This is a genomic window from Corynebacterium callunae (assembly GCF_046592015.1).
Taxonomy (GTDB): domain Bacteria; phylum Actinomycetota; class Actinomycetes; order Mycobacteriales; family Mycobacteriaceae; genus Corynebacterium; species Corynebacterium callunae_A.
Genome location: NZ_JAWVOB010000005.1, coordinates 203,601 through 216,503, shown reverse-complemented (window position 1 = coordinate 216,503; position 12,903 = coordinate 203,601). Strand labels below are relative to the sequence as shown.

Genomic DNA, 12,903 nt, shown 5'->3' with positions numbered 1-12,903 from the left:
CAGTTATGAAATCCTGTTTTACATCTGTGTCAGAAGTAGCAAATTTCTTAAAATATAAAGAAAATATTCTGGATTTGGCTTAACCTATGAAAATGGCTGTGAAAATCATCGCAATTGATGACCATCGAATTTCTCTCTTGGGAATGCACACGCTATTTAGCGCTGATGGTGAATGTGAACTTGTGGCGGCGGTTTCTGGAATCCCAGCAGCATGTGATTATCTCGCTGGTGCAGGAGAGAAAAAGGCTCAAGTGGCGCTTTTGGATCTCCGCATGGGGGATTCTTCTGATCCCTTTGATAATGTGCAGCGCCTACAAGCCCTGGGTCTGGCAGTCATTATCTTTTCTTCGCTTGATAGCCCATTCTTGATCCGTCGAGCCTTGCAAGCTGGGGTTCAGGGCGTAGTTTCCAAGACAGCTACTGATGAGGAAATTGTTCAGGCTGTACTAACGGTGCATCAAAACAACACCTTTGCCAATGTTGATTGGGCAAGCGCTATCGATTCCGATCCCTTGCTAAATTCAGTCGACCTTTCACCACGTCAGCTGCAGGTTTTGGAGCTCTATGCCTCTGGTGAATCAGCTAAAAGGGTTGCTCGAATAACGAATCTTTCCGTTGATACGGTTCAGGACTATATCAACCGAATTCGGCAAAAATATTGTGCTGCAGGACGTCCCACCACGTCAAAGACGGACTTGTATTTGCGTGGGCTTGAAGATGGCTATATCGCCGGCCCAGCTGATGCCTAAGAATCCTAAGCTGCTAAGTAGTCGGCTTGATGCGGACTTCTTCCAGCCCTTGCCTCGACGCCATTTAAGCCAAGTTGCTCCCAAAGCAAGTGACTATTTGGAAACTAAGGGGCAAGCGACGGCGTCTTTGCGTCGCATCATTGCCATTGGTGGGGGATTGTCGTGGCTAATTTTGCTGCTCAAACAGGGCATTTTCAGCATGGACAGTGTGGCCGAGGCCCTGCTAGCCGGAAGCTCAGTGGCCGTACTTGCAGTGGGGGTTTTAAACCTAAAGCGAGCCTTTGTGCCCACAATGGGTATCGCCGGGATAATTTATTTGGTTTTGGTCGTGGTACATGCGGGCCAAATTCTCTTTAGTGGGCAAAGCAATCTAAGCGAATTAATGCTGGGGGACTATGCGGCCTTGCCCGCCGGTATCCTCGTTGCCGCCTGGCCACGGTGGTCGTCGATAAGCATTAGTGTTTTGGTAGGTTCCATGCTTTCTGCGGCTGTGAATCATCGGTATGGCGGTGGATTTGCGCTGCTTATTGAGGCTCTAAATGCAGCGGTAACAACTTTGCCACTGAATTATATTGTGATGCGGGTGCTGAGAACCGCGAAGAAAATTGATGATGGCTCCCAGCAAGCGATAAAAAATGCTCGGGTTCTCGCCACCCAAAAAGCGCTGGTGGAACTGGAATCGAGGTTCCTTTCCTTCATTCACGATAAGGTATTGGCTCAATTAAACGCACTTCGTCGAGGGATATTGCCATTTAGCGTGGAAAATGTGCGGGAGTCCTATGCACTTAATGCTCCACAGTTGGTGTACCAATTCTGGCCTGTATCCGAAGTAATTTCGAGAATTCAGATTGCAGTGCGGGAGGAATATCCAGCTATTGCCTTCGATGAAGATGTAATTAAACAGGCCAGTTTTGATATTCCAGCGGAAGCCGGCAGCGCTCTTATTGACGCTGCTCGGCAAGCTGCCAAAAATATTGCGATCCATGCCCCTGGTTCATCCGCAGGTTTAAGCATTCAGGTTGATAGGGAAGAAGAAAGCATAGACATTCGAATTCGAGATGATGGGCCAGGTTTTCACACGGACAATATCCCCGCTAATAGGGCAGGAATTCCCTTAAGTATTTTGGCTAGGGTCAATCAGTTACCTGGTGGTCAGGCGGAGATCAAGTCTGCCAAGGGGCGAGGAACTGAAGTGATCTTGCAGTGGGTCGAGCTAAGGGATGTAGGCACCACAGAGGTTGATGAAATCCCATCTGTGTATGAAACGATGGGTTTTGCGGAGCTTTACCGGCCACTGCCAGCATTTTTATTGTGGTGTGTGTTCCTTGGAATATCACTCCGGGTTCAACCGACCAATGAGTTGTTGTGGGCGGCGGGGTTAGCACTAGCTGGATTAGGCCTAGCAATTCTAATTAGGGGCGAAACAGAGCGGCTTTCCTTAGACAATTCAGTGTTGGTGATGCTGTGTATCTGGGGATTTTACGTCCTGGCTATCGCTTCAAAAGCCAGCGATATTCAGCGTTGGCCGTTTAACTGGTACATTCCCATCGCCCTGTTAATGTGTCTGTACCTAACAGTGCGCTACCAGCCGGTTATTGGCATTGGCAGCTGGTTGGGCTGTGTCATTATTGGGGAAATATTTGGAGCTTTAGGCTGGCAGTCGCCATTGTTGCAATGGACTACCACTTTGCCTTTGGTATTCGTTATTTTGCCGGGTGCCATTTTGCCAATGCTGGTTAAACAGGTTTCTTCTGGCTTGCCGATGCTCATAGCAAGTGGACGTGTAAAAACAGCACGAAGGGCAATCACCGAAGTTGAAGAAGAGTTTGTAAACAACACCCGCCAGTGGTTGGCACAGCGCTTAGGGTTCATGCTTCGGCAGGGACTAGATGAGAATGCCCAAAAATCAGCTGCACTATTGATGGAGCTGCGTCTGCGAGATGCGCTGAGATCCCCGCTTTTTGATACCCCCGCCATTACAACTGCAGTATGGGATGCACGGATTAGGGGAGCACAAGTCCGCCTAGTTGACGATCTTTCTCCCAGTACTGAAGGGCCAGTGCAAGATCCACGTTTAGAAGTGCTTAATCACAAACTGCTTAATGAACTAGCCAACTTGCAAGACGGAGATTCCCTGGTGGTGCGGGTATTTCCACCTGGGCGCTCAACTTTTGGTGTCCTTAGAGTAGAGCGCGCCGATTCCGAAGACGTCGTGGTGGAGAAGTTCGAATAGCTTGCCCCTTTTATTAAGCCTGTACGCCATGGGGGTTTTCGTCGAAAAGCGCAGGGGTTAGCTGCTGCCAAAGGAGCTTCCGCTCGCAGCTTTGGCCTGCGAGACCACAGGGGAAACTAATACTTCGCCGCTGATTCCATCAACGCAGGCCTGATAGGGGTTAGCAAGGCGTTGCAGAGTTTGGGAGGTTGAAGCGATACGCGCCTGAGTGAGCGGGAACACCTGATCGGAAACAAGTAGCTCGCTAAAATCCGCTCCAGGATAAAAACCAAGGAGATCAGAAACTTGAGTGGCTGCTTTTTGCTGTGGGATGGTGCGACTGCCAGCTAAAGTTTGAGCGTCATTTTCCAGCCAAGTGGTGAAATACTCATCCCACACGGCTGCATAAATTAAATGTGCGGCCTCTGAACGAAAAATTCCCGATGCTTCCGCAGCGGCAATAATACTTGCATAAGCCCTAGCTGCAGGATCGCTTAAGTGTGCCGAACTGTAATTACGGTTTTCAACCATGACGTAGAGCTCGGCAAGTGCCAGCTCAAAATTGGCTTTTTGATCAGGGAATTTCTCAATAAGCCTGTCCATGGTGGACGGGGTTTGAGAAAAATTGACGGCTAGGGCTTGAAGCTCCGCCGCGGAGAAAATAATAACACAAGTATTTTTATTAACTTCCACTTGAGCAGCGCCAGCATGGGGTAAAGATGGGAATGTGGATGCAAAGAGGCTTGCAATCAGCATTGTGCTGGCGATGGCTCGGATTCTCAAAATGGGAGTTCCTAACAAATATTTATTTCTTACGTGCTGCCATTTCCATGGGGTTTTGGAAGAGGTAGTACAGAAGTTCACTTATTTTACTTTGGGATAATGGTTATATTAACCCGAAACCTAAGGAATTAGAATAGAAAAAGGTATTAAATGTGCTTAAGTTTAGAAATTCTTAAGATTTTGGAACAGGTGTCGACCTCGCAATTATGAAAAGTGTCCCAACGTGTGGTCACATGTGGCATCTGAATTGGCACCCGGAGCAGCTCTAAAGAAACACAATTGGCAATAAGAGTGCTTATTTGAATTGAAAGTGTGAAATTATCCTCCAAAAGTGAACAGCTTAGTCTATAGTGGTTTAGTATCCTTTTTCAATTGTGCTATCCCACGTAGGGTGGCTTAGTGAACTAGGACGATAAAGCTCGACCACGATTATTTTGGAGAATCATGACCTCAGCATCTGCCCCCAGCTTCAACCCCGGCAAGGGCCCCGGCTCACCAGTCGGCATTGCTCTTCTTGGCTACGGAACCGTTGGCTCTGAGGTGATGCGTTTGATGACAGAATACGCAGATGAGCTGGCACATCGCATCGGTGGCCCGCTGGAACTTCGTGGCGTAGCCGTATCTGATGCTTCAAAGCCTCGTGAGGGCGTGGCGCCCGAACTTCTTACCGAAGACGCCTTTGCTCTGATCGAACGCGAAGATGTTGACATTGTTGTCGAGGTTATCGGTGGCATCGACTACCCACGCCAGGTTGTTTTAGCAGCCTTGAAGGCCGGAAAGTCCGTGGTCACCGCTAATAAAGCGCTGGTGGCAGCACATTCCGCAGAACTGGCCGATGCCGCTGAAGAATCCAATGTTGACCTTTACTTCGAGGCAGCAGTAGCAGCCGCAATCCCGGTTGTGGGACCGCTGCGTCGTTCCCTCGCAGGCGATCAGATCCAGTCTGTCATGGGCATTGTCAATGGCACCACCAACTTTATTCTCGACGCCATGGATTCCACCGGCGCAGGCTATGAGGAATCCCTCGCTGAAGCAACGCGCCTGGGCTATGCCGAAGCTGACCCTACTGCCGATGTCGAAGGCCACGACGCCGCCTCCAAGGCAGCAATTCTTGCTTCCCTCGCATTCCATACCCGCGTTACCGCTGATGATGTGCACTGCGAGGGCATCACCAATATCAGTGCCGCTGATATTAAAGCCGCGAAGCAAGCCGGCCATACCATTAAATTGCTTGCCATCTGTGAGAAAATCACCGATAAGGAAGGACGTCAGGCCATTTCTGCGCGCGTGCACCCAACCCTGCTTCCCACCTCTCATCCTTTGGCGTCCGTTAATAAATCTTTTAACGCCATTTTCGTAGAAGCAGAGGCTGCAGGTCGGCTGATGTTCTACGGCAATGGTGCCGGTGGTGCGCCTACCGCCTCTGCTGTGCTTGGCGACGTCGTCGGTGCGGCTCGCAACAAGGTATTTGGTGGTCGCGCTCCAGGCGAGTCCACCTATGCAAACCTTCCGATCGCAGACTTCGGCGATACTCCAACCCGCTACCACCTGGACATGGAAGTTGAAGACCGCGTTGGGGTTTTGGCTGAATTGGCTAACCTCTTTGCAGAGCAAGGAATTTCACTGCGTACAATCCGTCAAGAGGAGCACGAAAACGGTGCCCGCCTCATCGTGGTCACCCACACCGCATTGGAATCTGATCTCAGCCACACTGTTGAACTACTTAAAGCCAAGCCAATTGTTAAGGCTATTAACAGTGTGATCCGCCTCGAAAGGGACTAGTTTTACTCCATGGCTATTGAACTCAACGTCGGCCGCAAGGTTACTGTCACCGTGCCAGGTTCCTCCGCGAACCTCGGCCCCGGCTTTGACACTCTTGGCCTTGCACTCTCTGTCTACGACACCGTCGAAGTGGAAATCATTCCCTCCGGCCTGGAAGTAGAAGTTTTTGGCGAAGGCCAAGGCGAGGTTCCCCTCGATGGATCTCACCTGGTGGTTAAGGCCATCCGTGCAGGTCTACGCGCTGCCGACGTAGAAGTTCCCGGCCTTCGGGTGATCTGCCACAATAACATTCCGCAATCTCGTGGTTTGGGATCCTCTGCCGCTGCGGCCGTTGCTGGTGTTTCTGCAGCAAATGGCTTGGCAGATTTCCCCCTGAGCCAGGACCAGATTGTGCAGCTGGCCTCAGCTTTTGAGGGTCACCCCGATAATGCTGCCGCCTCTGTGCTCGGTGGTGCCGTGGTTTCCTGGACCACCTTGTCCGTTGATGGCAAGAGCCAGCCACAATACGCTGCCGTGCCCATCAAGGTCCATAAAGACATCCGCGCCACGGCCTTGGTGCCTAACTTCCACGCTTCCACCGAAGCTGTGCGACGAGTCCTACCCACCGAGGTAACGCATATCGACGCCCGCTTCAATGTTTCCCGCGTGGCGGTGATGATCGTTGCTTTGCAGGATCGCCCAGAGTTGCTGTGGGAGGGTTCCCGCGATCGCCTGCACCAGCCTTATCGCGCTGATGTTTTGCCCGTCACCGCCGAATGGGTCAACCGTCTTCGCAACCGCGGACATGCAGCCTATCTTTCCGGCGCAGGCCCCACCGTGATGGTGCTCTCTACTGAGCCAGTGCCAGACAAGGTACTAGAAGATGCCCGTGAATCCGGTATTCGCGTGCTCGAGCTAGAAGTAGCTGAGGGCGTGAAGGTCGAAGTTAATCACGCATAAATAAAAAACCGAGTGCCAAGGCACTCGGTTTTTTATTGTTGGGATTCGATATAACTTGTGGGTAATACAATGCGCTCAAGGGCTTGGGCGGTGAGGATTTCAGGATGCTCGTGCGTACTTGAATTGCGATTTAGAACTAAGCCCAGCCACAGCGCATCGATCATACGACTAGTAGCATCATCAAAATAGGTTGAATAGATGCGGTTATATTCGGCTAGCCAGTGTGAAAATACTGCGGCTACCTCGGGGGAATGGAGCGCACGCGCGTAGAGCTCAGCACTGAGAATAATAGTGTGATCACTTACGGAGAAAACCCGAAGCAGGGCAGCGGTGGCCGATTCAAAGGAATCAACACCGGCAAAATTCTCTTCGCACCAGCGGATATTGTCAGCCACAAATCTCTCAAAGGCGGTGACGATGAGTTCATTGAGATCTTTGAAATGATAGGTAATCGATCCCAATGCCACTCCGGCTACTTCTGCCACCTTGCGATGTGTGGTATTCGCTACGCCAAATTCACAAATCACGTCAAGACAGGCGTCGATAATTTCATCACGGCGGCTGGAGCTACGTCCATGTCCCTTAGAATCTGGCATAGGGAATATTCTACCCAAAAGTAAAAGATCCTCATGCTCCGCCTGCAAGGCGGCGTCGAAAAGCGTTTTCTTTTTATTTTTCGCCAGGTCCCTTTAGCTTGATGACCTCAAAATCACCGTCGCGCAAGTGCATACGCAGGTCTTTTTTATCGAACTTGCCCACCGAGGTCTTATCGATCTCATCTACGAAGGTCCAATATTCCGGCAGCATCCAGTTGGGCAGACGATCTTTAAGCTGCTCGCGTAACTTCTCAGCGGTCTCGCGGCTGCGCTCAATACCTGGATAGAGCAAGGTCACAGCCAAGGGGCGCTCCACCCACTTATCATCCGGGAAACCAATAACGGCACATTCCACCACTTCATCAGTGGCCATAATGAGGTTTTCCAACTGGCTGGAATAGATCCACTCACCACCGGAACGAATCACATCGCGGGCGCGGTCCTGAATTGTTAGGAAGCCATCGCTGGTTACCGAACCTACATCGCCGGTACGTAGCCAGCCATCTGCGGTAAAGAGTTCGTGGGCATCATCAACCTCACCGTCACGGAAGGTGTGGGCCAACTTGCCATCATCTTCCATAGGCGAATGGAAATAACTTGCAGTAACCCAGGGGCCACGCACCTGGATTTCGCCTTCATTGCGGTCAGTAGAGGCCATGACCTGGCCATCATTGACCACTCGGTATTCCAAGGAGGCAGGGAAACGACCCTGAGAAACTCGATAACTCCACCTGGTTTCACCAGAAACACCTGAAGGCGGACGCGAAACCGTACCCACAGTAGAGGTTTCTGTCATGCCCCAAACGTGCACCACATCCACACCATATCGCTGCTCCCACATGGTGATAACAATTGGCGGAACCGCAGAACCACCCACATAAAGCTCACGCAAAGACATACGCTCAGGAGGATTCTTGAGGTAGTGCACCATCAACTGAATCCACAGGGTTGGCACACCGTGGGCTACACGAGGCAACGTGGTGGAAATAATTTTGGCCAGGGTAGGGGCGGAAAGATCAGCACCAGGCAAAACCAGGGGAGTGCCAGACATAAAAGCAGCAATTGGTACACCCCAGCTGAGCACGTGATAAATAGGCACACAGCACAGGAAGGTCTCGCCATGTTCCACTGCCAGGGAGTCGGTGGTACGCAAGCTCATGGACTGTAAATACAGGGAACGATGGGAATAGATCACGCCTTTGGGCGGACCGGCAGTACCCGTGGAATAGCAGATTGCGGCAGCGGTGCGCTCATCTTGCACCGGCCAATTATAGGAGGTTGAACGACCATCTAGCAGGGCTTCATAGGAATAAGTCTCAACAGTATCCGGCAGCAGGCTGGCTGCTGCTGAAAAATCATTATCACCAATAAAGACCACAGCCCGGACCTTGGGGCAGGTTTCTAAAACCTCGGCCAGCTGCTCGGCTAGGCGCGGATCAGCAACAATAACCTCAGCCTCAGAGTGATTGAGAATAAAAGAAATCTGATCATTCATCAGCTGCTTGTTGAGGGGATTAAACACCGCACCCATACACGCAACAGCGAACATCACTTCCATATGTTCTGCGCAGTTATACAGCAGGCTAGCAACGCGCTGATCACCGGTGATGCCCAAAGAATCATAGAGGGCATGGGCTAAAGCAGCGGCGCGGGCGCCGATTCCGCTAAAAGTCTGTTGGACCTGCTCACCACCATCCCAGGTAGTAATGAGCGTATCTCCATGCACAGTGGAACCGTAGTCAAGGATTCTGCTGAGGGAAAGGGGAACATCCTGCATCGTGCTGAGCATGTATTCAACAATAGCGGGCTGCCCCTGAACTTTTTGCCAGTGTGGGGGCAACCTAGCCAAAAACCTCAGAAAGGGCAGCGGTTTTAGGCTGACAAATACATAGATAGAGGGCGATTGAGACAGTTGGGCTGCAATGCGCTAATATAGGCGATCAAGACCGAGGCAATGCTTCCCGGTGCACACCAACATCCTCCGCACTACCTGCTGAGATCCCACATTTTTGAGGCTGACTCTCATGACGGGGTAGAGGATTAACTTTAAAGCACCCGGAGCTGTGGATATTTTTCCCAGCCACATCTTGGTCTGGAAGACAACACCACAAGTACTCTCCAACACAGCGTGCTGGTGTATTAGCTTCCTCCAGTGTCATATAGCGCAAACAATGTTGAGCGCGTGTTTAAAGCTGCAAAATGCGGCAAACCACCAGCTCAGCCCAATCGTGCAATGACACTTTCAACTACACAGAAGCCGCGTTCGGCCACACGTCCCATCCCGACAAATCCCGGGTATCCCCTTCAGACGGCCTGAACTGCAATGAAAGGAAATCTGTGACTGACACAGACAACACCGCAGCGAATCAGGGAGAACTGACCTCCCTTCGACTGCCTGATCTGCGCAAAATTGCGGCAGACCTTGGCCTCAAGGGCACCTCTGCACTCCGCAAAGGCGACCTCTTAAACGCCATTAATGCAGCTCGCGCTGGTAAACCCACCGCAGCAGCAGAAGCACCAAAGAGGGCAACAAAGCGCACCAGCACCCGTGCTGTCGCGCCCGCAGCGACCGAAACTCCAGCAGAGACTCCGGTTGAAACTCCAGCTCCGGTAGCTGCAACCCCGGTGGAAAATGCTGAAACCACTGCTCCTGCACCGCGCAGCCGAGGCCGTCGCAGCACCAAAGCTGCTGCGCCTGCCGCTGCTGCACCAGTTGAGCAAGCTGCACAGCCAGAGGCTACAGAAGCATCTGAAACCCCAGCACCACGCCGCGGTCGCCGTCGCGTCAGCGCCACCAATGTCACCGCAAATACTGAGCACACCCCAGCGCAGGCCGAGATTCCAGTTGCCACCCCAATTGAGACTCCCGCAGCACCTGCAGAGCCTGCAGCTGAAACAAACACTCAGAACGCTGCTGACAACTCCGACAACGCCAACAGCGAGGATCAAGACAACCGTTTTGAATCCCGCTCCGCAGCGCGCCGGGCTCGTCGCAACCGTCAGCGTCAAACCCAGGATCAGGGTCAGTCCCAGGATCAGGGTCAGTCCCAGGGTGGCCGTGAAGGACGTGAGCCACGGGAGCCACGTGAGGCTCAGGCAGCCAAGGAAGCAACTGCTACGCCTGTAGTTGAGCGTGAGCAGCAGACTGAAACTCCAGCTGTTGTTGAGCAAGTAACCAATGCAGACAATAACGGTGAAGAAGCTCGCGAAGACAACCGCCGTGAGCGCGGCAATCGCCGCAACAACCGCAATGATCGCGGTTCCCGTGACTACCGCAACTCCCGTGATGACGCTGCTACCGCAGAGGCAGGCGTCGAAAAGCAGGAGAACCAGGCAGAAAACGGCGAGGACAATAACGAAGAGCGCCGTCCACGCAACAACCGCGACCGCAACAACCGTGACCGTAATGATCGCAGCGAGCGCAATGACCGTGATAATCGCAATGGGGATGATGATGATCGTCGTGGTCGCCGTGGTCGCCGCAACCGTCGTGGCCGTGACCGCGATATGCGCGACAACCGCGACAATAGGGATAACCGCGATCGCGACAACCAGGACTCCGATAACGGCACTACTCATGAAGAGCAGCTACAGCCAGTAGGCGGCATCCTGGATATCGTTGATACCAACGTCGCTTTTGTGCGTACCACCGGTTATCACGCCGCACCATCAGACGTTTTTGTAAACAACCAGCTGATTCGCCGTATGGGCCTGCGCTCTGGCGATGCAATTACCGGCCAGGTTCGTATGAACCAGGGCAGCTTCAACCACAGCAACCACGGTGGACGCAACCGCCAGAAGTACAACAACCTGGTGCGCGTGGAAACCGTAAACGGCCTGCCTGCTGAAGAAGCTCGCAACCGTCCAGATTTTGGCAAGCTGACTCCTTTGTATCCAAACCAGCGTTTGCGTTTGGAAACTGAGCCACGCATTTTGACCACTCGTGTCATCGATCTCATCATGCCTATTGGTAAGGGTCAGCGTGCACTGATTGTTTCCCCACCAAAGGCCGGCAAGACCACCATCTTGCAAAATATTGCCAACGCTATTTCCACCAACAACCCTGAGTGCTACCTCATGGTTGTGCTGGTTGATGAGCGTCCTGAAGAAGTTACCGATATGCAGCGTTCGGTTAACGGCGAGGTGATTTCCTCTACCTTCGACCGTCCACCATCAGAGCACACTGCAGTGGCTGAGCTGGCCATTGAGCGCGCAAAGCGCTTGGTAGAGCAAGGCCAAGACGTTGTTGTCTTACTTGACTCCATCACCCGCTTGGGCCGTGCCTACAACAACAGCTCACCTGCCTCCGGACGTATCCTTTCCGGTGGTGTGGATTCCAACGCCCTGTATCCACCAAAGCGTTTCTTGGGTGCTGCCCGCAATATCGAAAATGGTGGTTCTTTGACCATCATCGCTACCGCCATGGTGGAAACCGGTTCCGCCGGCGATACCGTGATCTTCGAGGAATTCAAGGGCACCGGCAATGCCGAGCTCAAGCTGGATCGTAAGATCTCTGAGCGTCGTGTATTCCCAGCTGTTGACGTCAATCCTTCCGGTACCCGTAAGGATGAGCTTTTGCTCAACCCTGATGAGGCGCGCATTATGCACAAGCTGCGCCGCATCCTCTCTGCGCTGGATAACCAGCAGGCCATTGATCTGTTGATTAAACAGTTGAAAAAGACCAAGTCCAATGCAGAATTCCTGATGCAGGTTGCCTCCAGCGCACCTATGGCAGGAACTGAGAAAGAGGAGGAATACTCCTAATGGCATCGCAGGTTTCTGCAGTAGATGACATCCTGGCCGAATACCACGGCCTGGAGCAGCAAATGGCTGATCCCGAGCTGCACAATGATCCAACAGCTGCTCGTAGGGTAGGAAAGCGCTACTCCGAGTTGCAGCCCATTATCAATGTGCACCGCGAGCTCACCGCTGCTCAAGAAGATTTAGAAGCAGCCAAGGAAATGGCTCATGAGGATCATGAGTTCCAAGCTGAGGCTGAGCGTTTGTCCGTAGAGGTTGTTGAGCTCGAAGAAAAGCTCGCTGACCTGCTAGCACCACGCGATCCTCACGATAGTGAAGATATCGTGATGGAAATCAAGGCCGGTGCCGGCGGCGAAGAAGCTGCGCTTTTTGCGGGCGATCTGCTGCGCATGTACCAAAAATTTGCGGATAAGCACGGCTTTGTAATTGAAGTTTTGGACTCGGCTGAGTCTGACCTCGGCGGCGTGAAGGACATCACCTTGTCCATCCGTTCCCGTCAGCCTTCCCGCGATGGTGCCTGGAGCCAGTTCAAGTTTGAAGGTGGCGTGCACCGCGTGCAGCGTGTGCCCGTGACTGAATCTCAGGGACGCATTCAGACCTCGGCCGCCGGTGTTTTGGTTTACCCAGAACCCGATGAGATCGAGGACGTGGAGATTGATGAGAAGGACCTGCGTATCGACGTTTACCGTTCTTCCGGTAAGGGTGGTCAGGGCGTTAACACCACTGACTCCGCCGTGCGTATTACCCACTTGCCAACCGGTTTGGTGGTGACCTGTCAGAAGGAACGCTCCCAGATCCAGAACAAGGCACGTGCAATGCAGGTGCTGGCTGCTCGTTTGCAAGCTCTTAAAGAAGAAGAGATTGAAGCCGAAGCAGCTCAGGGACGTGCAGCTCAGATCCGCACCATGGACCGCTCCGAGCGCATCCGTACCTACAACTGGCCAGAAAACCGCATCAGCGATCACCGCATTGGATTTAAGGCCAACAACCTTGACTCCGTTCTTGACGGTGAACTTGATGATCTTTTCACCGCCTTGCGCGCCGCTGAGCGTGCCGCTCGCCTCGAGGCCGAGGGCTAAAA

Annotated in this window: 9 protein-coding genes; 6 read left to right on the top strand and 3 right to left on the bottom strand. The window is 52.6% G+C overall.

The genetic code is table 11. The annotated features are described in order from the left end of the window. Positions 1-92 precede the first annotated feature (92 nt). Positions 93-749 carry a response regulator gene (locus SFC07_RS07815; protein ID WP_411207664.1) on the top strand — a complete coding sequence of 219 codons (657 nt, stop codon included), beginning with the start codon at positions 93-95 and terminating at the stop codon, positions 747-749. After that, complete coding sequence (locus tag SFC07_RS07810) at positions 718-2,982, top strand: ATP-binding protein (RefSeq protein ID WP_411207663.1); 2,265 nt, start codon at positions 718-720, stop codon at positions 2,980-2,982. The genes SFC07_RS07815 and SFC07_RS07810 overlap by 32 nt, the downstream gene beginning before the upstream one ends. A gap of 57 nt (positions 2,983-3,039) precedes the next feature. Here SFC07_RS07810 and SFC07_RS07805 read toward each other — a convergent pair whose 3' ends face one another. Further along, complete coding sequence (locus tag SFC07_RS07805) at positions 3,040-3,717, bottom strand: hypothetical protein (protein WP_411207662.1); 678 nt, start codon at positions 3,715-3,717, stop codon at positions 3,040-3,042. Positions 3,718-4,188: 471 nt separating this feature from the next. Between SFC07_RS07805 and SFC07_RS07800 the strand changes: the two genes are divergently transcribed. Then, a complete protein-coding gene (locus tag SFC07_RS07800) occupies positions 4,189-5,526 on the top strand; it encodes a homoserine dehydrogenase (protein WP_411207661.1) in 1,338 nt (445 codons plus the stop codon). 9 nt (positions 5,527-5,535) lie between these two features. Further along, positions 5,536-6,465 carry a homoserine kinase gene (thrB, locus tag SFC07_RS07795; RefSeq protein WP_411207660.1) on the top strand — a complete coding sequence of 310 codons (930 nt, stop codon included), beginning with the start codon at positions 5,536-5,538 and terminating at the stop codon, positions 6,463-6,465. A 32-nt stretch (positions 6,466-6,497) separates the two neighbouring features. Here thrB and SFC07_RS07790 read toward each other — a convergent pair whose 3' ends face one another. Together SFC07_RS07790 and SFC07_RS07785 are read right to left on the bottom strand one after the other, a co-directional pair. Next, positions 6,498-7,061 (bottom strand): TetR/AcrR family transcriptional regulator, encoded by a 564-nt coding sequence (locus SFC07_RS07790; RefSeq protein ID WP_411207659.1) that lies wholly within the window; start codon positions 7,059-7,061, stop codon positions 6,498-6,500. A gap of 73 nt (positions 7,062-7,134) precedes the next feature. After that, on the bottom strand, positions 7,135-8,850 hold the full coding sequence (locus tag SFC07_RS07785; RefSeq protein ID WP_411207658.1) for a long-chain fatty-acid--CoA ligase: 1,716 nt from the start codon (positions 8,848-8,850) through the stop codon (positions 7,135-7,137). Between the two features lie 548 nt (positions 8,851-9,398). Between SFC07_RS07785 and rho the strand changes: the two genes are divergently transcribed. Further along, entirely contained in the window at positions 9,399-11,825 is a 2,427-nt protein-coding gene (gene rho, locus SFC07_RS07780) for a transcription termination factor Rho (protein ID WP_411207657.1), read from the top strand. Then, positions 11,825-12,901: a peptide chain release factor 1 gene (gene prfA / locus SFC07_RS07775; RefSeq protein ID WP_411207656.1), complete on the top strand. Its 1,077-nt coding sequence runs from the start codon at positions 11,825-11,827 to the stop codon at positions 12,899-12,901. The genes rho and prfA overlap by 1 nt, the downstream gene beginning before the upstream one ends. Positions 12,902-12,903 lie beyond the last annotated feature (2 nt).

Excerpts from the sequence above, each read along its gene's own strand:
- SFC07_RS07790 (WP_411207659.1), bottom strand. The coding sequence starts at position 7,061 with ATGCCAGATTCTAAGGGACATGGACGTAGCTCCAGCCGCCGTGATGAA.
- SFC07_RS07800 (WP_411207661.1), top strand. The coding sequence starts at position 4,189 with ATGACCTCAGCATCTGCCCCCAGCTTCAACCCCGGCAAGGGCCCCGGC.
- SFC07_RS07810 (WP_411207663.1), top strand. The coding sequence starts at position 718 with ATGGCTATATCGCCGGCCCAGCTGATGCCTAAGAATCCTAAGCTGCTA.
- thrB (WP_411207660.1), top strand. The coding sequence starts at position 5,536 with ATGGCTATTGAACTCAACGTCGGCCGCAAGGTTACTGTCACCGTGCCA.
- SFC07_RS07785 (WP_411207658.1), bottom strand. The coding sequence starts at position 8,850 with ATGCTCAGCACGATGCAGGATGTTCCCCTTTCCCTCAGCAGAATCCTT.
- SFC07_RS07815 (WP_411207664.1), top strand. The coding sequence starts at position 93 with ATGGCTGTGAAAATCATCGCAATTGATGACCATCGAATTTCTCTCTTG.
- prfA (WP_411207656.1), top strand. The coding sequence starts at position 11,825 with ATGGCATCGCAGGTTTCTGCAGTAGATGACATCCTGGCCGAATACCAC.
- SFC07_RS07805 (WP_411207662.1), bottom strand. The coding sequence starts at position 3,717 with ATGCTGATTGCAAGCCTCTTTGCATCCACATTCCCATCTTTACCCCAT.